The organism is Streptococcus mitis, from assembly GCF_009496155.1.
Lineage (GTDB): Bacteria > Bacillota > Bacilli > Lactobacillales > Streptococcaceae > Streptococcus > Streptococcus mitis_BQ.
On record NZ_WIJP01000004.1, the window covers coordinates 98180 to 124868 of the forward strand.

The window sequence follows — 26689 nt, forward strand, 5'->3', positions numbered from 1 at the left end:
GAATGGAGGTACCTCATGTTTCGTAAGAATAAATTATTTTTTTGGACCAGTGAGATTTTACTATTAACCATCATCTTTTATTTATGGAGACAGATGGGTGGGATTATAACGCCCTTTGTAAGTGTCGCAAACACCATAATGATTCCCTTTCTTCTAGGTAGTTTTTTATATTATTTAACAAATCCCTTTGTTAGTTTTTTACAAAAGTATTTCAAAATTAATCGTATCATTGGTATTCTACTAACTTTGTGTGCCTTGGTTTGGGGGCTAGTTATTGGGGTAGTCTATCTCTTACCAATTTTGATTAATCAGTTGACCAGTTTGATAGCAACAAGTCAGACAATCTACAGTCGTTTGCAAGATTTGATTGTGGATTTATCTACTTATCCAGCCTTTCAAAATTTAGATATTCAATCGACTATTCAACAGTTAAATCTTTCTTATGTAGATATTTTACAAAATATCCTAAATAGCGTTACGAATAGTGTCGGAAGTATCCTATCAGCTCTTTTTAGTACTATTTTAATTATTATCATGACACCTGTGTTTTTGGTTTATTTTTTGTTAGATGGTCACAAGTTTTTACCGATGCTGGAACGTACTGTTTTAAAGAGAGATAAGTTGCATATTGCAGGCCTCTTAAAAAATTTGAATGCGACAATTGCTCGCTATATTAGTGGAGTCGCCATTGATGCGATTATTATCGGTTGTTTGGCTTTTATCGGATATAGCGTGATCGGTTTAAAATACGCTTTGGTCTTCGCCATCTTTTCAGGCTTGGCCAATCTCATTCCTTATGTAGGACCAAGTATTGGTCTGATTCCGATGATTATTGCCAATGTCTTTACGGATCCTCATAGAATGCTAATTGCAGTTGTTTACATGCTAATCATTCAACAAGTGGATGGAAATATCCTCTACCCTCGAATCGTAGGTGGGGTAATGAAGGTTCATCCAATTACGATTTTAGTATTACTTTTGTTATCAAGCAATATCTATGGTGTCATTGGCATGATTGTCGCTGTACCAACCTATTCTATCTTAAAAGAGATTTCTAAGTTCTTATCTCGCTTGTATGAAAATCATAAAATAATGAAAGAACGAGAAAGAGAACTAGCCAAGTAAAAGTCAGGAAATTCCTGATTTTTCTTTTTATTTAGGCAAGTGATAGGAGTGGAAGTGCCGTTTAGATTAGCAGATTAAGAATAATGGTAAATGCTTGATTTCATCGCTTTTGTAGCCGAAAGGCATCGAAAAAAAGAGCGCACAAAATCCCCTCATCTGAAAGCGTTTCAGATTAAGTTCCGCTATGGTGGAAGTTAGTGTGAGACGTTTGAATGGGGGTTTAGGTTAGTTTTTAGATTTTATGTTGGAGTAATGTAGAAGACTGGCAGACATCTTCTGCAGGTATTTTAGAAATACCGAGAAGCTTAGGAATCTCTTCTCCATAAGTAAAGGCAAAAAGTTCATAGGCTGACTTTCCATTCAAAGCAGCCCGTTTGACACTGTTGACATGCGAACAAACGAGATTGATGTCCTCTTGAGTTAAGTTGTCAAAAGAAGTTCCTTTAGGTAGAATGTCGCGAATTAGCGTGTGATTTTTCTCAATTCTCCCTTTCTGGTCAGAGCGATTAGGGTCACAAAAGAAGAGTTTACTCTCTCCTCGAACATCCATTTCGATGTCATCAACCCTGGCAAACTCTCCACCATTATCTGTGAGGATGACAGGAAAGAGTAGGAAGAAGTCTTTGTCAGCTTCATGAAGAGTGTTCTTGATATCATAGAGGTGTTTGGTAACCTCAAGAGCAGTTTTATTATCCAGAAGCCTAGCGAAGATAAAGTTACAGAAAGATAAATTGAAGGTGAGTAGGACTTTACCTCCCATCCTCCCCAGAACTGTGTCCATTTCCAGCCAAGAGTCTAGTTTCTTAAGGACTAAATAGTTTTGGAAATCCTCATAGGAACGGCCTTTTTTAGCTTCTTTAGGGATGGAAGGTAGTTTACTTTTCCGTCTTTCTTTGAATTTAACGGCTCTGGATAGGTCAATAGGAGCGATAGATAGGTATCCTTTTCGGATATGTCGATAGACAGTTGAGGAACTGACATCGAGGTTATGGGTTTTGAGGATATGATAGATGTGTTGTCCCTTTTTAACACCATCAGAAATGACTTTGTCCATGTCCCAGAAGGTCTTGGAATTAAGGGGAGTCCCTTCACGAGATTCAACAAGAGTTTGTTCGTACTGTTTTTGAGCTTGTTTAGCGAGGTATAAAATCTTCTTATAGCCACAATTCTGTCTTCTTTTAGGGCATCCATTACAGACAAAGGGAGCCTTATCGAGTAGAGGGCAAGGAAGGTTATCGCATGTAGACTCTCGGACTTGTCTGTTTCGTTTCACTTCTTTGGATACAGTAGTCGGGTCTTTTAGAATGGATTGTCCAATAGCTTTGAAGGTTTCCCCGCGCTCTAAGCCTAATTGGATATCATTACGGTCTGAAAGGGTAAGGTGTTTATGTTTTGTCATAGTGGACCTCATTTCTAACTCAAACGTCTCACACTTAATTCCACCATAAAAATCCGTTTTAGACTAATTTCCACTTCGATTGGGCAAGTGGAAGTTACTTTGAAAAGTTACCGATTAAGAATAATTCACAAAAACTTTGTAAAACACTTGCAATTTAGCTGAAATTTGATAAAATAGTAAGGAAAGTTAGACTGTATTGCCTACTGTCTATCTATAAAATATATTTTATTGGAGGCTTTTACTCAAATGGCAAAAGAAAAATACGATCGTAGTAAACCACACGTTAACATTGGTACTATCGGACACGTTGACCACGGTAAAACTACCCTAACTGCAGCTATCACAACTGTTTTGGCACGTCGCTTGCCTTCATCAGTTAACCAACCTAAAGACTATGCGTCTATCGATGCTGCTCCAGAAGAACGCGAACGCGGTATCACTATCAACACTGCACACGTTGAGTACGAAACTGAAAAACGTCACTACGCTCACATCGACGCTCCAGGACACGCGGACTACGTTAAAAACATGATCACTGGTGCCGCTCAAATGGACGGAGCTATCCTTGTAGTAGCTTCAACTGACGGACCAATGCCACAAACTCGTGAGCACATCCTTCTTTCACGTCAGGTTGGTGTTAAACACCTTATCGTCTTCATGAACAAAGTTGACTTGGTTGACGACGAAGAATTGCTTGAATTGGTTGAAATGGAAATCCGTGACCTATTGTCAGAATACGACTTCCCAGGTGACGATCTTCCAGTTATCCAAGGTTCAGCTCTTAAAGCCCTTGAAGGTGACTCTAAATACGAAGACATCGTTATGGAATTGATGAACACAGTTGATGAGTACATCCCAGAACCAGAACGTGACACTGACAAACCATTGCTTCTTCCAGTCGAAGACGTATTCTCAATCACTGGACGTGGTACAGTTGCTTCAGGACGTATCGACCGTGGTATCGTTAAAGTCAACGACGAAATTGAAATCGTTGGTATCAAAGAAGAAACTCAAAAAGCAGTTGTTACTGGTGTTGAAATGTTCCGTAAACAACTTGACGAAGGTCTTGCTGGAGATAACGTAGGTGTCCTTCTTCGTGGTGTTCAACGTGATGAAATCGAACGTGGACAAGTTATCGCTAAACCAGGTTCAATCAACCCACACACTAAATTCAAAGGTGAAGTTTACATCCTTACTAAAGAAGAAGGTGGACGTCACACTCCATTCTTCAACAACTACCGTCCACAATTCTACTTCCGTACTACTGACGTTACAGGTTCAATCGAACTTCCAGCAGGTACTGAAATGGTAATGCCTGGTGATAACGTGACAATCGACGTTGAGTTGATCCACCCAATCGCCGTAGAACAAGGTACTACATTCTCTATCCGTGAGGGTGGACGTACTGTTGGTTCAGGTATGGTTACAGAAATCGAAGCTTAATTCGATTTAGTTCCCAGAAGAACAATTATTTAAGTCAGACACTAAAAGAACCTTGCTTTGCAAGGTTCTTTTTTTGAATATTGAACTAAAATTTAAGAATTGTACATAAAAAAGCCCTATACACTAGATGGGCATAGAGCAAAGGTGGACTTTATTTGATATAGAGTTCTTGATTTTTTAGGACAATTTCACGGACACTTTCAAACTTCTTAAGTTTTTTGAGTTCTTCAGGATGGGTTACGAGAGTAATAACATAACCTTCCTTGCCCATACGGCCAGTACGGCCAGCACGGTGAGTGTAGGTCTCGCTATCTCTAGGAACATCAAAGTTTACGACACATTCTAGGCTATCGATATCAATTCCACGTGCCAGAAGGTCTGTTGCAAGAAGCAGGGTTAGTTGCTTATCTTTAAACTTTTCTAAGATGACTTTTCTAAATTTGACATTGACATCACTAGCTAGAGAAACAGCCAAGATATCACGATACTGTAATTTCTCTTCTGCGCTTCCAAGGTCTGATAGGCTGTTAAAGAAGACCAGACCGCGGAAATCTTCAACATGAGCTAGTTTTCGTAGCATATCCACTCTGTGACGTTGGTCTACTTGCATATAGAAATGTTGGATGTTGTCTAACTTTTGGTCAGAGAGATCAATGGTGTGCGTGTTAGGCGCAATTTTTTCTTGGTCAAACTTTGTCGTCGCACTCATGTAGACCAGTTGGTGGTCACGAGGTGCGTAGTGAGTGATTTTCTCGACAAAATGAATTTGAGAATCGTCTAGCAACTGGTCGAATTCATCCAGGATGATGGTTTCCACATTCATCATCTTGATTTTTTTCAATTTAATCAACTCAAAGATACGACCAGGGGTTCCAATCAGAATTTCTGGTCCCTTTTTAAGGCGTTCAATTTGTCGTTTCTGACTTGAACCTGATAAGAAGAGCTGAGTAGTCAAGCCGATAGCTTCTGCCCACGTTTTACACACATCAAAAATCTGTCCAGCAAGCTCAGTATTAGGTGCTAGAATCAAGAGTTGTTGGGCTTTTTTCTTTTGTAGTCTGAGAAGACTTGGTAGGAGATAAGCTAAGGTCTTGCCTGTTCCTGTTGGGCTTACTCCTAAGAGATTTTCTCCAGCAAGAAGGGGCTCAAATAGTTGAGTTTGAATGGGGGTGAATTCCTGGAAACCGAGTTGGTTGCTCAATTCTTGCCATTCAGTAGGTAGTTTAGTTTTCATTTTTCTGCCTCAAATCTAATGCCAGCAGTCTGGCGCATGGTATATAGTAGCTCATGAACTGAACTTGCATCTTCCAGCCAAGTTTGGTAGAGATTCAGATCTGGTTGTTGGATCATGTGTGCAAATGCAGCGATTTCCTCAGTCATCGTATGAGGGTCCTGTTGAATAGGAAGCTGAATTTGATTTCCTTTGTGGTCGGTAAAAATAGCTGAGCGAACATGCTCGGTGGTGTTGAGGGTCAAGGTACCATCTGTCGTATAAATCTCGCAAGGGAGATTGGAAGTGATGTTTTTCCCAGCCTTGATATGAACTTGAAAATCAGGGTAAAAGAGGATTCCGTCTCCATTCAGGTCCATGCTATTGTCAAGCTGTTGAGCCATGTAGGTCGCGTCCTCAGCATTCCCAAAAAGACGAACAGCAGCGTAGAGAGGATAAATACCCAAATCCATGAGAGCACCGCCAGCAAAACGATCTGAGAAGACATTTGGTATCTCCCCAGCCAACAAGTTAGGCATTTTGGAAGAATACTTGGCATAGTTGAAATCTGCCCCTAAAATTTGCTTGTCTGCTAAAAAGTTTTTGATAGTAGTAAAAGCTTCCTCGTGGTAATTACGAGCTGCTTCGAAGATAAAACAGTGATTTTACTTAGCTGTTTGAATCAAATCCAGCCATTCTTGTGGCTGAGTGACAGCTGGCTTTTCAAGAATGACGTGTTTACCTGCAGACAAGGCATCTTTTGCCTGAGCAAAATGCAAGGAGTTTGGACTGGCAATATAGACAACATCAAAGGAGCTCTTGAAGAAGTCCTCTAATTGTTCAAAGAGTTGGATATCCTGATAGCTAGAAGCAAAGGTTGCTGCGGTTTCTAACTTTCTAGAATAGACTGCGATCAGCTGGTATTCTCCGATGGTATGGGCTGCTTCTATAAAGTGGTGGCTGATAGCTCCTGTTCCGATGACACCTAATTTAAGCATAGATACTCCTTTTCCGATTTCAAATCCTTCTTTCATTATAACATAGATAGACGGGACTATCCAACAGCGGGTAAAAAATTTCAAATAAGCTACTAGGTCTTTTCCAAAGAAAGTGATACAATAGTGAGATAAGTAAATAAAATGGGAGGGAAAATGAGGTTATTACCGATAAGAAAAATATCACGTCAGTCTAAGAGGCTAGCGCTTTTTTTGACGTTTTGTGCAGGTTATGTAGATGCCTATACTTTTATTGTGCGAGGGAATACTCTTGTAGCTGGACAAACTGGGAATGTTGTCTTTCTTTCAGTAGAATTAATTCAAAATAATGTTTCAGATGTTAGGGACAAGGTTCTCACCTTGCTAGCTTTTATGATGGGAGTCTTTTTATTAACTGTTTATAAGGAAAAATTGAGAATTGTGAAAAAACCGATTCTGTCGCTGATTCCTTTGGCAATATTATCAATAGTTATTGGTTTTGTGCCGCAGACTGTAGATAATATTTATCTAGTACCGCCCTTGGCCTTCTGTATGGGGCTGGTGACAACTGCTTTTGGAGAAGTGTCGGGTATTGCTTATAATAATGCCTTTATGACAGGAAATATCAAACGGACCATGCTGGCTTTCGGAGATTATTTCCGGACCAAGCACACTCCTTTTTTGCGTGAAGGGTTCATATTTGTTAGCCTGCTTGGTAGTTTTGTCCTTGGCGTTGTCTTTTCAGCCTATTTGACGATTTTCTATCGTGAAAAGACCATTCTTGGTGTTCCTATTATGATGAGTATTTTTTATTCTAGCATGCTTTTTGCCAAGCTGCAGAAAAAAGTAAAAGAAAAAGCTTCATTTTAGGTGTTATTACTTGTAAGAAAATAGGAGATATGCTATACTTGAAGAGTTGACTATGCACGTTCCTGTGCAACCGCACGAACATCGTTGCTTGATTATTCAAGTTTAAGTGGTTCGTCCCACGATGCTAGGCGAGTCTTCACAAAAATTCGGGGAAACCCATAAAAATCATAGGAGGTGCATAATGAGCACATACGCAATTATCAAAACTGGCGGAAAACAAGTTAAAGTTGAAGTTGGTCAAGCAGTTTACGTTGAAAAATTGAACGTTGAAGCTGGTCAAGAAGTTACTTTTAACGAAGTTGTTCTTGTTGGTGGTGAAAACACTGTTGTCGGAACTCCACTTGTTGCTGGAGCTACTGTAGTTGGAACTGTTGAAAAACAAGGAAAACAAAAGAAAGTTGTTACTTACAAGTACAAACCTAAAAAAGGTAGCCACCGTAAACAAGGTCACCGTCAACCATATACAAAAGTTGTCATCAACGCAATCAACGCTTAATTTTAAGGAGAACACATGATACAAGCAGTCTTTGAGAGAGCCGAAGATGGCGAGCTGAGGAGTGCGGAAATTACTGGACACGCCGAGAGTGGCGAATACGGCTTTGATGTCGTGTGTGCATCGGTTTCTACGCTTGCCATTAACTTTATCAATTCTATTGAGAAATTTGCAGGCTATGAACCAATCCTAGAATTAAACGAAGATGAAGGTGGCTATCTGATGGTTGAAATTCCAAAAGATCTTCCTTCACACCAGAGAGAAATGACCCAGTTATTCTTTGAATCATTTTTCTTAGGTATGGCAAACTTATCGGAGAACTCTTCTGAGTTCGTCCAAACCAGAGTTATCACAGAAAACTAACACGGAGGAAAACATTATGTTAAAAATGACTCTTAACAACTTGCAACTTTTCGCCCACAAAAAAGGTGGAGGTTCTACATCAAACGGACGTGATTCACAAGCAAAACGTCTTGGAGCTAAAGCAGCTGACGGACAAACTGTAACAGGTGGATCAATCCTTTACCGTCAACGTGGTACACACATTTATCCAGGTGTAAACGTTGGACGTGGTGGAGACGATACTTTGTTCGCTAAAGTTGAAGGTGTAGTACGCTTTGAACGTAAAGGACGCGATAAAAAACAAGTTTCTGTTTACCCAATCGCTAAATAAAAAGATTCAGTGAATCTTTTTATCCCGAGCCTTGAAATGTAAAGGCGAGGATGCTGAAATAGCATAAATAAGGCTTTCCGAGTTTTCGGAGAGCCTATTTTTTTATTTTGATACCCATGCTGATACCCATATTTTAAAAACCTATGTAAGAAGCGAATTTGTCGGTTACTTTATTTTACAATGAAAAAATAGTTGAATGTAGAGCTTTTACAGTCATGAATTTTATAAGGGAATAAGATATTGTAAAAATTGCTAAGGTTTGATATTATGAATGTATCTAAGTAAGGAAGCAGGAATATGGAAAGGATGTGAACCTGTATGAAAAAGCTTTTTGCCATAATAGTCTGTTCAATCTCTTTTCTTGTTCTATCTGCTTGTGTCAGTAAGAAAAACTGATTCTTCCTGAACCTGAGACAATCTCTGTAATTTCTATTCAGAAAAAACTCTCTGAAAATGTTAAAACAATGACCAAGAGGGAAGAAATTTCAAAATTGATTAAGGAGATGCAGAAACAGTCCAAATCTACAACTTTTGAGAGTTTCAATGTTCAACCGACAAATGATAAAGATTACATCATTATCAAATTCATTCATCAGAATGAAGAAAAGGATAGTGTAGCCTATCTATATACTATAAAAGAAAAACAGTATATTGAACAACCTTATGTTGGGATTTGGGAGGTAAGTCCAGATATAGCTAATAGGATTGAAGAGGCTTTTTCATAAATTTATGGTAAATCGAATTTGTGTCAAGTTTGAAACGGTAAATCAACAAGATTTGCTGTTTTTATTTGTTTGAAATAAAATGAGGACTGAAAAAAGATATCATTCTAATTCTTGTATTGGAGTATTAGAGTATTCATTGAGCATTGAAAATTTCCTGACTTTTTTCCTTTTTGGAAAACTTCTAAAATATGGTATAATGAAAAAATAAAGAAGTTGGGGGTAGAAGATGAACATTCAACAATTACGCTATGTTGTTGCCATTGCCAATAGTGGTACTTTCCGTGAAGCTGCTGAAAAGATGTATGTTAGTCAGCCGAGTCTGTCCATTTCTGTTCGTGATTTGGAAAAAGAATTGGGATTTAAGATTTTCCGTCGGACTAGCTCAGGGACTTTCTTGACTCGTCGTGGTATGGAATTCTATGAAAAAGCGCAAGAATTGGTTAAAGGATTTGATATTTTTCAAAATCAGTATGCCAATCCTGAGGAAGAAAAGGATGAATTTTCCATTGCTAGTCAGCACTATGATTTCTTGCCACCAACTATTACAGCCTTTTCAGAGCGCTATCCTGACTATAAGAACTTCCGTATTTTTGAATCGACTACTGTTCAAATCTTAGACGAAGTAGCTCAAGGGCATAGTGAGATTGGGATTATCTACCTCAATAATCAAAATAAAAAAGGGATTATGCAACGGGTTGAAAAGCTAGGCCTAGAGGTCATTGAATTAATTCCCTTTCATACCCATATTTATCTTCGTGAAGGGCATCCTTTGGCTCAGAAAGAGGAACTGGTCATGGAGGATTTAGCGGATCTACCAACGGTTCGTTTCACTCAAGAGAAAGACGAGTACCTTTATTATTCGGAGAACTTTGTTGATACAAGTGCAAGCTCACAGATGTTCAATGTGACAGACCGTGCTACTTTGAATGGTATTTTGGAGCGGACGGACGCTTATGCTACAGGTTCTGGATTTTTGGATAGTGATAGTGTTAATGGGATTACAGTTATTCGTCTCAAGGATAACCTAGATAATCGCATGGTCTATGTTAAACGTGAAGAAGTGGAGCTGAGTCAAGCTGGGACTCTATTTGTAGAAGTCATGCAAGAATATTTTAATCAGAAGAGGAAATCATGAAAAAAAGAGGAATAGTGGCAGTCATTGTACTGCTTTTGATTGGGCTGGATCAGTTGGTAAAATCCTATATCGTCCAGCAGATTCCACTGGGTGAAGTGCGCTCTTGGATTCCCAATTTTGTTAGCTTGACCTACCTACAAAATCGAGGTGCAGCCTTTTCTATCTTACAAGATCAGCAGTTGTTATTCGCTGTGATTACTCTGGTTGTTGTGGTAGGTGCCATTTGGTATTTACATAAACACATGGAGAACTCACTCTGGCTGGTCTTGGGTTTGACTTTGATTATTGCAGGTGGTTTTGGAAATTTTATTGACAGGATCAGTCAGGGCTTTGTTGTGGATATGTTCCACCTTGACTTTATTAATTTTGCAATTTTCAATGTTGCAGATAGCTATTTGACTGTTGGGGTGATTATTTTATTAATTGCAATGCTAAAAGAGGAAATAAATGGAAATTAAAATTGAAACTGGTGGCCTGCGTTTGGATAAGGCTCTGTCGGATTTGACAGAATTATCACGCAGTCTCGCGAATGAACAAATCAAATCAGGTCAGGTCTTGGTCAATGGCCAAGTCAAGAAAGCTAAATACACAGTTCAAGAGGGCGATGTCGTCACTTACCATGTGCCAGAACCAGAGGTTTTAGAGTATGTAGCTGAGAATCTTCCGCTAGAAATCATCTACCAAGATGATGATGTGGCTGTCGTTAACAAGCCTCAGGGGATGGTTGTGCATCCGAGTGCTGGTCATACTAGTGGGACCCTAGTAAATGCCCTTATGTACCATATTAAGGACTTGTCGGGTATCAATGGGGTTCTACGCCCAGGCATTGTTCACCGTATTGATAAGGATACGTCAGGTCTTCTCATGATTGCTAAAAACGATGAGGCGCATCTAGCACTTGCTCAAGAACTTAAGGATAAAAAGTCTCTTCGAAAATATTGGGCGATTGTTCATGGAAATTTGCCTAATGATCGCGGTGTGATTGAAGCGCCGATTGGTCGTAGTGAAAAAGATCGTAAGAAACAGGCTGTGACTGCCAAAGGTAAGCCTGCGGTAACTCGTTTCCACATTTTAGAACGCTTTGGTGATTATAGCTTGGTAGAGTTACAACTGGAGACAGGGCGTACCCATCAAATCCGTGTTCACATGGCTTATATCGGCCATCCAGTCGCTGGTGATGAAGTCTATGGTCCTCGCAAGACACTTAAGGGGTATGGACAATTTCTCCATGCCAAGACGCTAGGTTTTACTCATCCGAGAACAGGTGAGACCTTGGAATTTACAGCAGATATCCCAGAGATTTTTAAGGAAACTTTGGAGAGATTGAGAAAGAATTAGATGTGATAAAAGGTTGAGATAGCTTGTCTCGACCTTTTTCCTATCAACTCTTTTCTATTTCCTGCTATTCATGTTATAATGGATAAATATGAAGAATCGGAGTGAGACTATGAAATACAAACGGATTGTCTTTAAGGTGGGGACTTCTTCTCTGACGAATGAGGATGGAAGTTTATCACGTAGTAAGGTAAAGGCTATTACCCAGCAGTTGGCTATGTTGCACGAGGCTGGTCATGAATTGATTTTGGTATCGTCAGGTGCCATTGCGGCTGGTTTTGGGGCCTTAGGATTTAAAAAGCGTCCGACCAAGATTGCTGATAAACAGGCTTCAGCAGCGGTAGGGCAAGGGCTCTTGTTGGAAGAATACACGACTAATCTTCTCTTGCGCCAAATCGTTTCTGCACAAATCTTGCTGACCCAGGATGACTTTGTGGATAAGCGCCGTTATAAAAATGCCCATCAGGCTTTGTCAGTTCTACTTAGCCGTGGAGCGATTCCTATCATCAACGAGAATGACAGTGTCGTCATTGATGAACTCAAAGTTGGGGACAATGACACTCTTAGTGCACAGGTTGCAGCCATGGTCCAAGCAGACCTTTTGGTCCTCTTGACAGACGTAGACGGTCTTTATACTGGAAATCCTAATTCAGATCCAAGAGCCAAACGCCTGGAGCGAATTGAGACCATCAATCGTGAGATTATTGATATGGCCGGTGGAGCAGGTTCGTCTAATGGTACAGGTGGCATGTTAACCAAAATCAAAGCAGCTACGATTGCGACGGAATCAGGAGTTCCTGTTTATATCTGCTCATCCTTGAAGTCAGATGCCATGATTGAGGCAGCTGAGGAGACCAAGGATGGTTCCTACTTTGTTGCTCAAGAGAAGGGACTTCGTACCCAGAAACAATGGCTGGCCTTTTATGCTCAGAGTCAAGGTTCTATTTGGGTTGATAAAGGGGCTGCAGAAGCTCTCTCTCAACATGGCAAGAGTCTCCTTTTATCTGGTGTTGTTGAAGCGGAAGGCGCCTTTTCTTACGGTGATATCGTGACAGTATTTGACAAGGAAAGTGGAAAATCACTTGGAAAAGGGCGCGTGCAATTTGGGGCATCTGCTTTGGAGGATATGTTGCGTTCTCAAAAAGCCAAGGGTGTCCTGATTCACCGTGATGACTGGATTTCCATTACTCCTGAAATCCAACTACTCTTTACAGAATTTTAGAGGTAAACTATGGTAAGTACACAAGAACAATTTGAACAGATACAGGCTGTTAAAAAATCGATCAACACAGCTAGTGAAGTCGTGAAAAACCAAGCCCTGCTAGCCATGGCTGATTACTTAGTGGCTGCTACTGAGGAGATTTTAGCGGCCAATGCTCTCGATATGGCAGCGGCCAAGGGTAAAATCTCAGATGTGATGCTGGATCGTCTTTATTTGGATGCAGGTCGTATAGAAGCGATGGCAACTGGTATTCGTGAAGTGGTTGCTTTACCAGATCCAATCGGTGAAGTTTTAGAAACCAGTCAGCTTGAAAATGGCTTAGTTATCACCAAAAAACGTGTGGCTATGGGCGTTATCGGTATTATCTATGAAAGCCGTCCAAATGTGACGTCTGATGCGGTTGCTCTGGCTCTCAAGAGTGGGAATGCGGTTGTTCTTCGTAGCGGTAAGGATGCCTATCAAACAGCCCATGCCATTGTCACAGCTTTGAAGAAGGGCTTGGAGACGACTACTATTCACCCAGATGTGATTCAACTGGTGGAAGATACCAGTCGAGAAAGTAGCTATGCCATGATGAAGGCAAAGGGTTATCTAGACCTTCTCATCCCTCGTGGAGGAGCTGGCTTGATTAATGCCGTGGTTGAGAATGCGATCGTACCTGTTATTGAGACAGGGACTGGGATTGTCCATGTTTATGTGGATAAGGATGCAGATGAAGACAAGGCTCTGTCTATCATCAATAATGCTAAAACCAGTCGTCCTTCTGTTTGTAATGCCATGGAGGTTCTGCTTGTTCATGAAGACAAGGCAGCAAGCTTCCTTCCTCGTTTGGAGCAAGTGCTAGTTGTCGATCGAAAAGAAGCTGGGTTGGAACCAATTCAATTCCGCTTGGATAGCAAAGCAAGTCAGTTTGTTTCAGGCCAAACTGCTGAAGCACAAGACTTTGACACTGAGTTTTTAGACTATGTCCTAGCTGTTAAGGTTGTGAGCAGTTTAGAAGAAGCGGTTGCCCATATTGAAGCCCACAGTACCCATCATTCGGATGCCATTGTGACGGAAAATGCTGAAGCTGCGGTTTACTTTACAGATCAAGTGGACTCTGCAGCTGTCTATGTCAATGCCTCAACTCGTTTCACAGATGGAGGTCAATTTGGTCTTGGATGTGAAATGGGAATTTCTACTCAGAAACTGCACGCGCGTGGTCCCATGGGCTTGAAAGAGTTGGCTAGCTACAAGTATGTGGTTACTGGTGACGGGCAGATAAGGGAGTAAGAGATGAAGATTGGATTTATCGGTTTGGGAAATATGGGTGCTAGCTTGGCCAAGGCTGTTTTACATGCTAAGACGGGTGATGACCTTCTTCTTGCCAATCGTAGTCAAGCCAAGGTGGATGCTTTCATTGCAGACTTTGGTGGTCAGGCTTCCAGCAACGAAGAAATTTTTGCAGAAGCAGATGTGATTTTTCTAGGAGTAAAGCCTGCACAGTTCTCAGACTTGCTTTCTCAATACCAGACTATCCTTGAAAAACGAGAAAGTCTTCTTTTGATTTCTATGGCAGCTGGATTGACCTTGGAAAAACTCGCTAGTCTCTTACCAAGCCAACACAGAATTATTCGAATGATGCCAAATACCCCTGCTTCTATTGGTCAAGGAGTGATTAGTTATGCCTTGTCCCCTAATTGCAGGGCTGAGGACAGTGAACTCTTTTGTCAGCTGTTAGCCAAGGCTGGTCTCTTGGTTGAACTTGGGGAAGGCTTAATCGATGCAGCGACAGGTCTTGCAGGCTGTGGCCCAGCTTTTGTCTATCTCTTTATTGAGGCCTTGGCAGATGCGGGTGTTCAGACAGGATTGCCACGAGAAATAGCACTGAAAATGGCAGCCCAAACTGTGGTAGGAGCTGGGCAATTGGTTCTTGAAAGTCAGCAACATCCTGGAGTATTGAAAGACCAAGTTTGTAGCCCAGGCGGTTCGACTATCGCTGGTGTAGCAAGCCTAGAAGCACATGCTTTTCGAGGAACGGTCATGGATGCAGTTCATCAAGCCTACAAACGAACACAAGAACTAGGTAAATAAGAGGTGGCTTTGTCTGCCTCTTTTATGGTGGTTGAAATGAGAAGACAAAAAGATTGTCACAAACCCCTATTTTTTTGATAGAATAGAAGTAGTAAAAAAGAAATGAGTTAGATATGTCAAAAGGATTTTTAGTCTCTCTTGAGGGACCAGAGGGAGCAGGCAAGACCAGTGTTTTAGAGGCTTTGCTACCAATTTTAGAGGAAAAGGGGGTAGAGGTGCTGACGACCCGTGAACCTGGCGGAGTCTTGATTGGGGAGAAGATTCGGGAAGTAATTTTGGATCCAAGTCATACTCAGATGGATGCGAAGACAGAGTTGCTTCTTTATATTGCTAGTCGCAGACAGCACTTGGTGGAAAAAGTTCTTCCTGCCCTTGAAGCTGGCAAGTTGGTCATTATGGACCGCTTCATCGATAGTTCTCTTGCATATCAGGGATTTGGTCGTGGCTTGGATATTGACGCCATTGATTGGCTCAATCAGTTTGCGACAGATGGCCTTAAACCCAATTTGACACTCTATTTTGATATTGAGGTGGAAGAAGGACTGGCTCGTATTGTTGCTAATAGCAATCGCGAGGTCAATCGTTTGGACTTGGAAGGGTTGGACTTGCATAAAAAAGTTCGTCAAGGCTACCTTTCTCTTCTGGAAAAAGAGGGAAATCGCATTGTAAAGATTGATGCTAGTCTCCCTTTGGAGCAGGTTGTGGAAACTACCAAGGCTGTCTTGTTTGACAGAATGGGCTTGGCTAAATGAAACAAGAAGAATTAAAGGCTTGGCAGCCAGAACAGTTTGACCGCTTTGTCCGTATCCTAGAACAAGACCAGCTCAATCACGCCTACCTCTTTTCAGGTTTCTTTGGAAGCTTGGAAATGGCTCAATTTTTAGCTAAGAGCCTTTTTTGTACAGATAAAGTAGGTGTGTTGCCATGTGAGAAATGCCGAAATTGTAAACTGATTGAACAGGGAGAATTTCCCGATGTCACTTTGATTAAGCCAGTCAATCAGGTCATTAAGACAGAACGGATTCGAGAATTGGTGGGGCAGTTTTCTCAAGCAGGGATTGAAAGCCAACAACAGGTCTTTATTATCGAGCAAGCTGAGAAAATGCATCCTAACGCAGCTAATTCTCTGCTCAAGGTTATTGAAGAACCTCAGAGTGAGGTCTACATTTTCTTCTTGACAAGCGATGAAGAAAAGATTTTACCGACCATCCGAAGTCGGACGCAAATTTTTCACTTTAAAAAACAAGAAGAACAACTCATCTTGCTCTTAGAACAAATGGGACTGGTTAAGAAAAAAGCAACTTTTTTAGCCCAGTTTAGTCAATCGCGAGCTGAAGCAGAAAAGTTAGCCAATCAGTCAAGTTTTTGGACCTTGGTTGATGAAAGTGAACGCCTGCTGACTTGGTTAGTAGCTAAGAAAAAAGAAAGTTATTTGCAAGTTGCTAAATTAGCTAGCATGGCAGATGATAAGGAAAAACAAGATCAGGTTTTACGGATTCTTGAAGTCCTCTGTGGACAAGATCTCCTACAAGCAAGAGTGCGGGCGATTCTACAAGATTTGCTAGAAGCTAGAAAAATGTGGCAGGCTAATGTCAGCTTTCAAAATGCCATGGAATATCTGGTCTTGAAAGAAATGTAAACTCAAAAATGAATGATAAAGAAAGGAAAGGGCTGGTTTATGGACAAAAAAGAATTATTTGACGCGCTGGATGATTTTTCCCAACAGTTATTGGTGACCTTGGCTGATGTGGAAGCCATCAAGAAAAATCTCAAGAGCCTGGTAGAGGAAAATACAGCTCTTCGCTTGGAAAATAGTAAGTTGCGCGAACGCTTGGGTGAGGTGGAAGCAGATGCTCCTGTCAAGGCTAAGCATGTTCGTGAAAGTGTTCGTCGCATTTACCGTGATGGATTTCATGTATGTAATGATTTTTATGGACAACGTCGAGAGCAGGACGAGGAATGTATGTTCTGTGACGAGTTGTTATACAGGGAGTAGGCATGCGGATTCAAAAAAGTTTTAAGGGGCAGTCTCCCTACGGCAAGCTGTACCTAGTAGCAACGCCGATTGGCAATCTAGATGATATGACCTTTCGTGCTATCCAGACCTTGAAAGAAGTGGACTGGATTGCTGCTGAGGATACGCGCAATACAGGGCTTTTGCTCAAGCATTTTGATATTTCCATCAAGCAGATTAGTTTTCATGAGCACAATGCCAAGGAAAAGATTCCTGATTTGATTGGTTTCCTGAAAGCAGGGCAAAGTATTGCTCAGGTTTCTGACGCGGGTCTGCCCAGCATCTCGGACCCTGGTCATGATTTGGTTAAGGCAGCTATTGAGGAAGAGATTGCTGTTGTCACTGTTCCAGGTGCCTCTGCAGGAATTTCTGCCTTGATTGCCAGTGGTTTAGCGCCACAGCCACACATATTTTATGGCTTTTTACCCAGAAAATCAGGCCAGCAAAAGCAATTTTTCGACTTGAAAAAAGACTATCCAGAAACTCAAATTTTCTATGAATCACCTCATCGTGTGGCAGATACGCTAGAAAATATGCTAGAAGTCTATGGTGACCGCTCGGTAGTCTTGGTCAGGGAATTGACTAAAATCTATGAAGAATACCAAAGAGGTACAATTTCTGAATTGCTGGAAAGTATCGCTGAAACGCCTCTCAAGGGTGAATGCCTTCTCATCGTTGAAGGTGCCAGTCAGGATGTGGAGGAAAAAGACGAGGAGGACTTGTTCTTAGAAATCCAAGCCCGTATCCAGCAAGGCATGAAGAAAAATCAAGCTATCAAGGAAGTTGCTAAGATTTACCAGTGGAATAAGAGTCAACTCTATGCTGCCTACCATGACTGGGAAGAAAATCAAGAAAATGACTAAACAGGGAAGTTTGCCTTCTTCCCTTTTTTTGTTATACTAGTAGAAGAAAAAATTAGAAAGATTTGTGGGTGCCAAACAATCCAGTGGCTTGTTTGGAGATGGACTGAGGTTCTACCCAAAGAGGTATTAGTGTCGTGTCTCAATCTTATATCAATGTTATCGGTGCTGGTTTGGCAGGTTCTGAAGCAGCCTACCAAATCGCAGAGCGTGGTATTCCAGTTAAACTTTATGAAATGCGTGGTGTCAAGTCGACTCCTCAGCACAAAACAGACAATTTTGCTGAGTTAGTTTGTTCCAATTCCCTACGTGGGGATGCTCTGACAAATGCCGTCGGCCTCCTAAAGGAAGAAATGCGTCTCTTGGGTTCTGTTATCTTAGAATCTGCTGAGGCAACCCGTGTTCCTGCAGGTGGAGCCCTTGCGGTGGACCGTGATGGTTTCTCTCAAATGGTGACCGAAAAAGTGGCCAACCACCCCTTGATTGAAGTGGTTCGTGATGAAATTACAGAATTGCCGACAGATATTATCACAGTTGTGGCGACTGGTCCTTTGACCAGCGATGCTTTGGCTGAAAAGATTCATGCCCTTAATGACGGTGATGGTTTTTATTTCTACGATGCGGCAGCGCCTATTATCGACGTCAACACTATCGATATGAGCAAGGTTTATCTAAAATCTCGTTATGATAAGGGAGAAGCGGCCTACCTCAATGCCCCTATGACTAAGCAAGAATTTATGGATTTCCATGAAGCTTTGGTCAATGCGGAAGAAGCACCGCTCAATTCTTTTGAAAAAGAAAAGTACTTTGAAGGTTGTATGCCAATCGAAGTCATGGCCAAACGTGGTATTAAAACCATGCTTTATGGCCCTATGAAGCCAGTCGGTCTGGAGTATCCAGACGACTACACAGGCCCTCGTGATGGAGAATTTAAAACACCGTATGCGGTTGTTCAGCTACGTCAGGACAATGCGGCTGGTAGTCTCTACAATATCGTTGGTTTCCAGACCCACCTCAAATGGGGAGAGCAAAAGCGAGTCTTCCAAATGATTCCAGGTCTTGAAAATGCTGAGTTTGTTCGTTATGGTGTTATGCACCGCAATTCTTACATGGATTCACCAAATCTTCTTGAGCAGACCTACCGTTCTAAGAAACAGCCCAACCTCTTCTTTGCTGGTCAGATGACGGGTGTGGAAGGCTATGTAGAGTCAGCAGCGTCAGGATTAGTTGCGGGAATTAACGCGGCTCGTCTTTTCAAGGGAGAAAGTGAAGCTATCTTCCCAGAGACAACAGCGATTGGTAGTCTGGCTCATTATATCACCCATGCGGACAGCAAGCATTTCCAACCAATGAATGTCAATTTTGGGATTATCAAGGAGTTGGAAGGCGAACGTATCCGTGATAAGAAGGCTCGTTATGAAAAAATTGCAGAGCGTGCCCTTAGCGACTTAGAGGAATTTTTGACTGTCTAATTTTTTTGAAAGAATTGCTCATGATACTATAAAAATCTTAGAAATTGTGATAAAATAGGTAGGATAAAAAAAGGAGAGTGAAAATGGCGAACCCCAAGTATAAACGTATTTTAATCAAGTTATCAGGTGAAGCCCTTGCCGGTGAACGTGGCGTAGGGATTGATATCCAAACAGTTCAAACAATCGCAAAAGAGATTCAAGAAGTTCATAGCTTAGGTATCGAAATTGCCCTTGTTATTGGTGGAGGAAATCTCTGGCGTGGAGAACCTGCTGCTGAAGCAGGAATGGACCGCGTTCAGGCAGATTACACTGGAATGCTTGGGACTGTTATGAATGCTCTTGTGATGGCAGATTCATTGCAACAAGTTGGTGTCGATACGCGCGTACAAACAGCTATTGCCATGCAACAAGTGGCAGAGCCTTATGTCCGTGGACGTGCCCTTCGTCACCTTGAAAAAGGTCGTATCGTTATCTTTGGTGCCGGAATTGGTTCACCTTACTTCTCAACTGATACAACAGCAGCCCTTCGTGCAGCTGAAATCGAAGCGGATGCCATCCTCATGGCTAAAAATGGTGTCGATGGTGTTTACAATGCCGATCCTAAGAAGGATAAGACAGCTGTTAAATTTGAAGAATTGACTCACCGTGATGTTATTAACAAAGGTCTTCGTATCATGGACTCAACAGCTTCAACCCTCTCAATGGATAACGACATTGACTTGGTTGTCTTCAACATGAACCAACCAGGCAACATCAAACGTGTCGTATTTGGTGAAAATATCGGAACAACAGTTTCAAATAATATCGAAGAAAAGGAATAAGAAAGATTATGGCTAACGCAATTATTGAAAAAGCTAAAGAGAGAATGACCCAGTCTCACCAATCACTTGCTCGTGAATTTGGTGGTATCCGTGCTGGTCGTGCCAATGCAAGCTTGCTTGACCGTGTACATGTAGAATACTATGGAGTAGAAACTCCTCTTAACCAAATCGCTTCAATTACGATTCCAGAAGCGCGTGTTTTGTTGGTCACACCATTTGACAAGTCTTCATTGAAAGACATCGAACGTGCCTTGAACGCTTCTGATCTTGGTATCACACCAGCTAACGACGGTTCTGTGATTCGCTTGGTTATCCCTGCTCTTACAGAAGAAACTCGTCGTGACCTTGCTAAAGAAGTGAAGAAGGTCGGTGAAAATGCTAAAGTGGCTGTTCGCAATATCCGTCGTGATGCTATGGACGAAGCCAAGAAACAAGAAAAAGAAAAAGAAATCACTGAAGACGAATTGAAGACTCTTGAAAAAGATATTCAAAAAGTAACAGACGATGCTGTTAAACACATCGACGACATGACTGCCAACAAAGAAAAAGAACTTTTGGAAGTCTAAAAATAAACAGAAAAACTCAGTTGGCATTGCTGGCTGAGTTTTATTCGAAAGAAGGAAATATGAATACAAATCTTGCAAGTTTTATCGTTGGACTCATCATCGATGAAAATGACCGTTTTTACTTTGTACAAAAGGATGGTCAGACCTATGCGCTTTCCAAGGAAGAAGGTCAGCATACAGTAGGCGATACGGTTAAAGGTTTTGCCTACGCAGATATGAAGCAAAAACTCCGCTTGACAACCCTAGAAGTGACTGCCACTCAAGACAAATTTGGTTGGGGAACTGTAACAGAAGTTCGTAAAGATTTGGGTGTTTTTGTAGATACGGGACTTCCTGACAAGGAAATCGTTGTGTCACTCGATATTCTCCCTGAACTCAAGGAACTCTGGCCTAAGAGGGGTGACCAACTCTACATCCGTCTTGAAGTGGACAAGAAAGATCGTATCTGGGGTCTCTTGGCTTATCAAGAAGACTTCCAACGTCTGGCTCGTCCTGCCTACAACAACATGCAGAACCAAAACTGGCCAGCCATTGTATACCGTCTCAAGCTGTCAGGAACTTTTGTTTACCTGCCAGAAAATAACATGCTTGGCTTTATCCATCCTAGTGAGCGCTATGCAGAGCCACGTTTGGGGCAAGTTTTAGATGCGCGTGTTATTGGCTTCCGTGAAGTTGACCGCACATTGAACCTCTCCCTCAAACCGCGTTCTTTTGAGATGTTGGAAAATGATGCCCAGATGATTTTGACCTACTTGGAAAGCAATGGTGGTTTCATGACCTTAAATGATAAGTCATCTCCAGACGACATCAAGGCAACCTTTGGCATCTCTAAAGGTCAGTTCAAGAAAGCTTTAGGTGGTCTTATGAAGGCTGGTAAAATCAAGCAAGACCAGTTTGGGACAGAGTTGATTTAGGGAGACATATGAGAAAATCATTTTACACTTGGCTCATGACGGAGCGCAATCCTAAAAGTAACAGTCCAAAGGCTATCCTAGCAGACCTCGCTTTTGAAGAATCAGCCTTCCCAAAACACACAGATGATTTTGATGAGGTCAGTCGCTTTTTGGAAGAACATGCCAGTTTCTCTTTTAACCTAGGAGACTTTGACGCTATCTGGCAAGAATACTTAGAACACTAGCATGATTCACTGGGTTTGGGCTAGTAATTTCTCCATCCCTCTGCTATAATAAAAAGAAATAAAAGGATTAGAGAGGTTCTTTATTTGAAGGAACATTCAATTGACATTCAACTGAGTCATCCAGATGACCTGTTTCATCTTTTTGGTTCCAATGAACGCCATCTTCGTTTGATGGAAGAAGAGCTTGATGTGGTGATTCATGCTCGTACAGAAATTGTCCAGGTTTTGGGAGAAGAGACTGCTTGTGAGGAAGCCCGTCAAGTTATTCAAGCTCTCATGGTCTTGGTGAACCGTGGGATGACCGTTGGTACGCCAGATGTGGTGACTGCAATTAGCATGGTCAAAAACGATGAAATTGATAAGTTTGTCGCTCTTTATGAAGAAGAAATTATCAAGGACAATACTGGAAAGCCTATCCGTGTCAAAACATTGGGTCAAAAGCTTTATGTGGATAGTGTCAAACAGCATGATGTGACCTTTGGAATCGGACCTGCAGGGACAGGGAAGACCTTCCTTGCAGTGACCTTGGCAGTGACTGCTCTTAAACGTGGGCAGGTCAAGCGAATTATCCTGACACGTCCAGCAGTGGAAGCAGGAGAGAGTCTAGGTTTTCTTCCAGGTGATCTCAAGGAGAAGGTAGATCCTTACCTTAGACCTGTTTATGATGCCTTGTATCAGATTCTGGGAAAAGACCAAACGACTCGTCTCATGGAGCGTGAAATCATTGAGATTGCACCTCTTGCCTATATGCGTGGACGGACCTTGGATGATGCCTTTGTCATTCTCGATGAGGCGCAAAATACGACTATCATGCAGATGAAGATGTTCTTGACTCGTTTAGGCTTTAATTCTAAGATGATTGTCAATGGAGATATCAGCCAGATTGACCTGCCGCGTAACGTCAAGTCAGGTTTGATTGATGCCCAAGAAAAACTCAAGAACATTCACCAAATTGACTTTGTTCACTTTTCAGCCAAGGATGTGGTTCGTCATCCAGTTGTCGCTCAGATTATCCGAGCTTATGAACCAGTACCGGTTAAAAAAGAAGAGAGTGAAGAATTAGATCCTCAACCTCTATCTGAAGGATAGTTCTTTTGAACTTAAAGTTATCTCAATGCTAAATCTATAGTTGATTGAAGTTAGAATAGTACGTCGTGACTGCTAAAACATTTCTAGAAATTAATTTGACTTTCCTGATTGATTTGTTCATATTTTATTTCAATCTACTATAAATTTGCGTTTTAAATGTTTTATTCAATATCCTTATATTAGATTAGAAACGTTTCAAGTGGAAGAAATTTATGGAATCAATCTTTTTAAAACTAGCTCAGTATCCCATAGTCGAGACTGAACGTTTATTGCTTAGACCTGTAACTTTGGATGATGCGGAAGCAATGTTTGCCTATGCCTCGGACAAGGATAATACACGTTACACTTTTCTAACCAATCAAAATTTAGAAGAAACCAAAAATAATATTGCTCAGTTCTACTTGGCCAATCCATTAGGCCGTTGGGGAATTGAATTAAAAAGTACTGGAGAGTTTATCGGAACCATTGACCTGCACAAGATTGCTCCTGTTCTTAAGAAGGCAGCTATTGGCTACATTATCAATAAAAAGTATTGGAATCAAGGATTAACGACAGAAGCCAATCGTGCTGTGATTGAGCTAGCTTTTGAGAAGATAGGGATGAATAAGTTGACTGCCCTTCACGATAAGGACAATCCTGCATCTGGAAAGGTCATGGAGAAATCAGGCATGCGTTTTTCCCACGAAGAAGCTTATGCTTGTATGGACCAGCATGAAGAAGGTCGAATCGTGACAAGAGTTCACTATGTATTGACCAAGGAAGACTATTTTGCAAATAAATAAGCAGTTGAGAAGACATTTTCAACTGTTTTTTCTTTCTCTTACGAATAATTTAAGAGAGGAGAAAATATGGAAGCAATTATCGAGAAAATTAAAGAGTATAAAATCATTGTCATCTGTACTGGTCTGGGCTTGCTTGTAGGAGGATTTTTCCTGCTAAAGCCAGCTCCACACACACCTGTCAAGGAAACGAATTTGCAGGCAGAGGTCGCAGCTGTTTCCAAGGATTCGGTATCCGAAAAGGAAGTGAAGAAGGAAGAAAAGGAAGAACCCCTTGAACAAGATTTGATCACAGTAGATGTGAAGGGAGCTGTTAAATCGCCAGGAATTTATGATTTGCCAGTAGGGAGTCGGGTCAATGACGCCGTTCAGAAAGCAGGTGGCTTGACAGAGCAAGCAGACAGCAAGTCGCTTAATCTAGCTCAGAAAATTAGTGACGAGGCTCTGGTTTACGTTCCAACTAAGGGAGAAGAAGCAGCTAGTCAGCAGGCAGGTTCTGGGACGGCTTCTTCAACAAGCAAGGATAAGAAGGTCAATCTCAACAAGGCCAGTCTGGAAGAACTCAAGCAAGTCAAGGGTCTGGGAGGAAAACGAGCTCAGGATATTATTGACCATCGTGAAACAAATGGGAAATTTAAGTCGGTAGACGAGCTCAAAAAGGTCTCTGGCATTGGTGCCAAAACTATAGAAAAGTTAAAAGACTATGTTACAGTGGACTAAGAATTTCCCCATTCCCCTAATTTACCTGAGTTTTCTGTTACTTTGGCTTTATTACACTATTTTCTCAGAATCCTATCTTGCTTTATTGGGCTTTGTTTTTCTGCTAGTCTGTCTCTTTATCCAATTTCCTTGGAAATCTGCTGGAAAAGTTCTAGTGATTTGTGGAATCTTTGGCTTCTGGTTTCTATTTCAAAATTGGCAACAGAGTCAAGCTAGTCAAAATCTGGTGGATTCTGTTGAAAGGGTACGGATTTTGCCTGACACTATTAAGGTCAATGGTGACAGTCTATCCTTTCGTGGCAAGTCTGATGGGCGCATTTTTCAAGTCTATTATAAAATCCAATCAGAGGAGGAGAAAGAATCCTTTCAAGTTTTAACCGACCTTTATGAGATAGGACTAGAAGGGAAGCTTTCGGAGCCAGAAGGGCAGAGAAATTTTGGTGGCTTTAATTACCAAGCCTATCTGATGACTCAGGGAATTTACCAGACTCTCAATATCAAAAGAATCCAGTCGCTTAAACAGGTTAGCAGTTGGGATATAGGAGAAAATCTATCCAGTTTACGCCGAAAGGCTGTAGTTTGGATTAAGACGCATTTTCCAGACCCTATGCGCAATTACATGACGGGGCTTCTATTAGGGCATCTGGACACCGACTTTGAGGAGATGAATGAGCTTTATTCTAGTCTAGGAATTATCCACCTCTTTGCCTTGTCTGGTATGCAGGTAGGTTTTTTCATGGATGGATTTAAGAAACTTCTCTTGCGATCAGGCTTGACCCAAGAAAAGTTGAAATGGCTGACCTATCCTTTTTCCCTTCTCTATGCAGGTCTGACAGGATTTTCAGCTTCGGTCATTCGCAGTCTTTTGCAAAAGTTACTGGCTCAACATGGTGTTAAGGCCTTGGATAATTTTGCCTTGACGGTACTTGTCCTCTTTATCATCATGCCCAACTTTTTCCTGACTGCAGGAGGAGTTTTGTCCTGTGCCTACGCTTTTATCTTGACCATGACCAGCAAAGAAGGAGAAGGCCTCAAGGCTGTTGCTAGAGAAAGTTTGGTTATTTCTTTGGGAATCTTGCCCATTCTATCCTTCTATTTTGCAGAATTTCAGCCTTGGTCCATCCTTTTGACTTTTGTCTTTTCCTTTCTATTTGACTTGGTTTTCTTACCGCTCTTGTCTGTCCTATTTGCCCTTTCCTTTCTCTATCCATTCATTCATCTGAATTTTATCTTTGAATGGTTGGAGGGAATGATTCGCTTTGTCTCGCAGGTGGCAAGTAAACCGCTTGTCTTTGGACAACCCAATGCATGGCTTTTAATCCTATTGTTAATTTCCTTGGCTTTAGCCTATGATTTGAGGAAAAACATTAAAAAGCTAACGGTATTGAGCTTATTGATTACAGGTCTCTTTTTCTTGACCAAGTATCCACTGGAAAATGAAATTACCATGCTGGATGTGGGGCAAGGAGAAAGTATTTTCCTACGGGATGTAACTGGTAAAACTATTCTCATAGATGTAGGTGGCAAGGCAGAATCTGATAAGAAAATCGAAAAATGGCAAGAAAAGGCGATGACCAGTAATGCCCAGCGAACCTTGATTCCCTATCTCAAAAGTCGAGGAGTAGCCAAGATTGACCAGCTAATTTTGACCAACACGGACAAGGAGCGTGTTGGTGATTTGTTGGAGGTGACCAAGGCTTTCCATGTAGGGGAGATCTTAGTATCAAAAGGCAGTCTGAAACAGAAGCAATTTGTAGCGGAACTACAAGCGACTCAAATCAAAGTACGCAGTGTGACAATGGGAGAGAACTTGCCAATTTTTGGAAGTCAGTTAGAAGTCCTATCTCCAAGGAAAATTGGAGATGGAGGACACGATGATTCCCTGGTTCTTTATGGGAAACTCTTGGATAAGCACTTTCTCTTCACAGGAAATTTGGAGGAGAAGGGAGAGAAGGACTTGCTGAAGCAATATCCTGACCTAGAAGTGGATGTCTTGAAAGCTGGTCAACATGGCAATAAAAAATCATCAAGTTCAGCCTTTCTGGAAAAACTCAAACCAGAGATGACTCTCATTTCAGTTGGAAAGAACAATCGAACGAAACTTCCCCATCAGGAAACCTTGACACGACTGGAAGGTATCAATAGCAAAGTATATCGAACTGACCAGCAAGGGGCTATACGCTTTAAGGGTTGGAATAGTTGGAAAATCGAAAGCGTTCGATAGGAAGAGCAAGTTTTAAAAAGGTGTTAGATTTCTATTCCCACTTAATTATCACTTCATGTAATCAAAAATAAGAAAGAAAATCTTTTAATAATAAAACGCATAATATCAAGTTTTTTAGACAACTGATACTATGCGTTTTTGCTGATTTTAAAGATTGTTTGTATAGCCTTGAAAAGATTTTTTAATGTGAATTTGATGGTTTTCATTATAGATGATACTTTTTTGTAACAAAATAGACTCCATAGAAATCAGGGGATAAAATATAAAAATGAACAAGTTGAATATTATAATTTTTTGAAATTCGAAAATGTTATAAAAACGTAATTTTT

General features: G+C 41.2%; 28 protein-coding genes, 2 pseudogenes and 1 other annotated feature. Of the genes and pseudogenes, 26 read left to right on the forward strand and 4 right to left on the reverse strand.

From position 1 onward, the window contains the following. The first annotated feature begins 15 nt into the window (after window positions 1-15). A complete protein-coding gene (locus GEZ84_RS03590) occupies window positions 16-1125 on the forward strand; it encodes an AI-2E family transporter (protein WP_153223516.1) in 1110 nt (369 codons plus the stop codon). A gap of 232 nt (window positions 1126-1357) precedes the next feature. Here the strand turns inward: GEZ84_RS03590 and GEZ84_RS03595 are convergent, their stop codons facing one another. Further along, complete coding sequence (locus GEZ84_RS03595; RefSeq protein ID WP_153223517.1) at window positions 1358-2524, reverse strand: IS30 family transposase; 1167 nt, start codon at window positions 2522-2524, stop codon at window positions 1358-1360. 246 nt (window positions 2525-2770) lie between these two features. Between GEZ84_RS03595 and tuf the strand changes: the two genes are divergently transcribed. Then, window positions 2771-3967 (forward strand): elongation factor Tu, encoded by a 1197-nt coding sequence (tuf, locus tag GEZ84_RS03600; protein ID WP_001040724.1) that lies wholly within the window; start codon window positions 2771-2773, stop codon window positions 3965-3967. Between the two features lie 151 nt (window positions 3968-4118). Here the strand turns inward: tuf and GEZ84_RS03605 are convergent, their stop codons facing one another. Beyond that, window positions 4119-5201 (reverse strand): DEAD/DEAH box helicase, encoded by a 1083-nt coding sequence (locus GEZ84_RS03605; RefSeq protein ID WP_153223518.1) that lies wholly within the window; start codon window positions 5199-5201, stop codon window positions 4119-4121. Next, window positions 5198-6175: pseudogene (locus tag GEZ84_RS03610) on the reverse strand (Gfo/Idh/MocA family protein). The gene GEZ84_RS03605 and the pseudogene GEZ84_RS03610 overlap by 4 nt, the downstream one beginning before the upstream one ends. 141 nt (window positions 6176-6316) lie before the next feature. Between GEZ84_RS03610 and GEZ84_RS03615 the strand changes: the two are divergent. From GEZ84_RS03615 to GEZ84_RS03635, 5 genes are all read left to right on the forward strand, one after another. After that, window positions 6317-7021, forward strand: a complete 705-nt coding sequence (locus tag GEZ84_RS03615; protein WP_153223519.1) for a YoaK family protein — start codon at window positions 6317-6319, stop codon at window positions 7019-7021. Window positions 7022-7079: 58 nt separating this feature from the next. Next, window positions 7080-7167, forward strand: a sequence feature (ribosomal protein L21 leader region). 35 nt (window positions 7168-7202) lie between these two features. Further along, the gene (gene rplU, locus GEZ84_RS03620) at window positions 7203-7517 is read left to right on the forward strand and encodes a 50S ribosomal protein L21 (protein ID WP_000109141.1); all 315 of its coding nucleotides are present in this window, start codon (window positions 7203-7205) and stop codon (window positions 7515-7517) included. Between the two features lie 15 nt (window positions 7518-7532). Continuing rightward, on the forward strand, window positions 7533-7877 hold the full coding sequence (locus tag GEZ84_RS03625) for a ribosomal-processing cysteine protease Prp (protein ID WP_000613694.1): 345 nt from the start codon (window positions 7533-7535) through the stop codon (window positions 7875-7877). Between the two features lie 16 nt (window positions 7878-7893). Then, window positions 7894-8187, forward strand: coding sequence for a 50S ribosomal protein L27 (gene rpmA / locus GEZ84_RS03630; RefSeq protein WP_000916509.1), 294 nt, complete (start codon window positions 7894-7896; stop codon window positions 8185-8187). Window positions 8188-8618: 431 nt separating this feature from the next. Further along, entirely contained in the window at window positions 8619-8912 is a 294-nt protein-coding gene (locus GEZ84_RS03635; protein ID WP_319946414.1) for a DUF5301 domain-containing protein, read from the forward strand. A gap of 159 nt (window positions 8913-9071) precedes the next feature. On the opposite strand, the pseudogene GEZ84_RS10815 reads toward GEZ84_RS03635, so the two are convergent. Then, window positions 9072-9146, reverse strand: a pseudogene (locus GEZ84_RS10815) (AraC family transcriptional regulator); the annotation flags it as partial. Between GEZ84_RS10815 and GEZ84_RS03640 the strand changes: the two are divergent. The 19 genes from GEZ84_RS03640 to GEZ84_RS03730 all read left to right on the forward strand — a co-directional run bounded on the left by GEZ84_RS03640 (window position 9139) and on the right by GEZ84_RS03730 (window position 26360). After that, on the forward strand, window positions 9139-10047 hold the full coding sequence (locus GEZ84_RS03640; protein ID WP_001025694.1) for a LysR family transcriptional regulator: 909 nt from the start codon (window positions 9139-9141) through the stop codon (window positions 10045-10047). The pseudogene GEZ84_RS10815 and the gene GEZ84_RS03640 sit on opposite strands and share 8 nt — an antisense overlap. Then, window positions 10044-10505, forward strand: a complete 462-nt coding sequence (gene lspA, locus GEZ84_RS03645; RefSeq protein WP_153223520.1) for a signal peptidase II — start codon at window positions 10044-10046, stop codon at window positions 10503-10505. The genes GEZ84_RS03640 and lspA overlap by 4 nt, the downstream gene beginning before the upstream one ends. Further along, window positions 10495-11385, forward strand: a complete 891-nt coding sequence (locus tag GEZ84_RS03650; RefSeq protein WP_153223521.1) for an RluA family pseudouridine synthase — start codon at window positions 10495-10497, stop codon at window positions 11383-11385. Before lspA ends, GEZ84_RS03650 begins: the two co-directional genes overlap by 11 nt. Before the next feature lie 109 nt (window positions 11386-11494). Further along, entirely contained in the window at window positions 11495-12604 is a 1110-nt protein-coding gene (proB, locus tag GEZ84_RS03655; protein WP_228113011.1) for a glutamate 5-kinase, read from the forward strand. Between the two features lie 9 nt (window positions 12605-12613). Then, window positions 12614-13876: a glutamate-5-semialdehyde dehydrogenase gene (locus GEZ84_RS03660; RefSeq protein WP_153223523.1), complete on the forward strand. Its 1263-nt coding sequence runs from the start codon at window positions 12614-12616 to the stop codon at window positions 13874-13876. Window positions 13877-13879: 3 nt separating this feature from the next. After that, complete coding sequence (gene proC / locus GEZ84_RS03665; RefSeq protein ID WP_153223524.1) at window positions 13880-14677, forward strand: pyrroline-5-carboxylate reductase; 798 nt, start codon at window positions 13880-13882, stop codon at window positions 14675-14677. 113 nt (window positions 14678-14790) lie between these two features. Beyond that, the gene (tmk, locus tag GEZ84_RS03670) at window positions 14791-15429 is read left to right on the forward strand and encodes a dTMP kinase (protein ID WP_153223525.1); all 639 of its coding nucleotides are present in this window, start codon (window positions 14791-14793) and stop codon (window positions 15427-15429) included. Next, window positions 15426-16316: a DNA polymerase III subunit delta' gene (locus tag GEZ84_RS03675; RefSeq protein WP_153223526.1), complete on the forward strand. Its 891-nt coding sequence runs from the start codon at window positions 15426-15428 to the stop codon at window positions 16314-16316. The genes tmk and GEZ84_RS03675 overlap by 4 nt, the downstream gene beginning before the upstream one ends. 39 nt (window positions 16317-16355) lie before the next feature. Next, complete coding sequence (gene yabA, locus GEZ84_RS03680; RefSeq protein WP_000358228.1) at window positions 16356-16673, forward strand: DNA replication initiation control protein YabA; 318 nt, start codon at window positions 16356-16358, stop codon at window positions 16671-16673. A 2-nt stretch (window positions 16674-16675) separates the two neighbouring features. Beyond that, a complete protein-coding gene (gene rsmI / locus GEZ84_RS03685) occupies window positions 16676-17554 on the forward strand; it encodes a 16S rRNA (cytidine(1402)-2'-O)-methyltransferase (RefSeq protein ID WP_153223527.1) in 879 nt (292 codons plus the stop codon). A gap of 134 nt (window positions 17555-17688) precedes the next feature. Continuing rightward, window positions 17689-19023: a methylenetetrahydrofolate--tRNA-(uracil(54)-C(5))-methyltransferase (FADH(2)-oxidizing) TrmFO gene (gene trmFO, locus GEZ84_RS03690; protein WP_319946413.1), complete on the forward strand. Its 1335-nt coding sequence runs from the start codon at window positions 17689-17691 to the stop codon at window positions 19021-19023. A gap of 83 nt (window positions 19024-19106) precedes the next feature. Then, the gene (pyrH, locus tag GEZ84_RS03695; protein ID WP_000002996.1) at window positions 19107-19844 is read left to right on the forward strand and encodes a UMP kinase; all 738 of its coding nucleotides are present in this window, start codon (window positions 19107-19109) and stop codon (window positions 19842-19844) included. A gap of 8 nt (window positions 19845-19852) precedes the next feature. Further along, window positions 19853-20410 (forward strand): ribosome recycling factor, encoded by a 558-nt coding sequence (frr, locus tag GEZ84_RS03700; protein WP_153223528.1) that lies wholly within the window; start codon window positions 19853-19855, stop codon window positions 20408-20410. Window positions 20411-20469: 59 nt separating this feature from the next. Next, window positions 20470-21324: an RNA-binding virulence regulatory protein CvfB gene (gene cvfB, locus GEZ84_RS03705; protein ID WP_153223529.1), complete on the forward strand. Its 855-nt coding sequence runs from the start codon at window positions 20470-20472 to the stop codon at window positions 21322-21324. 8 nt (window positions 21325-21332) lie between these two features. After that, window positions 21333-21548, forward strand: coding sequence for a YozE family protein (locus tag GEZ84_RS03710; protein ID WP_001232084.1), 216 nt, complete (start codon window positions 21333-21335; stop codon window positions 21546-21548). Between the two features lie 84 nt (window positions 21549-21632). After that, entirely contained in the window at window positions 21633-22637 is a 1005-nt protein-coding gene (locus GEZ84_RS03715) for a PhoH family protein (RefSeq protein WP_153223530.1), read from the forward strand. Between the two features lie 212 nt (window positions 22638-22849). Then, the gene (locus tag GEZ84_RS03720) at window positions 22850-23419 is read left to right on the forward strand and encodes a GNAT family N-acetyltransferase (protein ID WP_153223531.1); all 570 of its coding nucleotides are present in this window, start codon (window positions 22850-22852) and stop codon (window positions 23417-23419) included. A gap of 66 nt (window positions 23420-23485) precedes the next feature. Then, complete coding sequence (locus GEZ84_RS03725) at window positions 23486-24136, forward strand: helix-hairpin-helix domain-containing protein (RefSeq protein WP_153223532.1); 651 nt, start codon at window positions 23486-23488, stop codon at window positions 24134-24136. Further along, window positions 24120-26360, forward strand: coding sequence for a DNA internalization-related competence protein ComEC/Rec2 (locus tag GEZ84_RS03730; protein WP_153223533.1), 2241 nt, complete (start codon window positions 24120-24122; stop codon window positions 26358-26360). Before GEZ84_RS03725 ends, GEZ84_RS03730 begins: the two co-directional genes overlap by 17 nt. The last annotated feature ends 329 nt before the right edge of the window (window positions 26361-26689 follow it).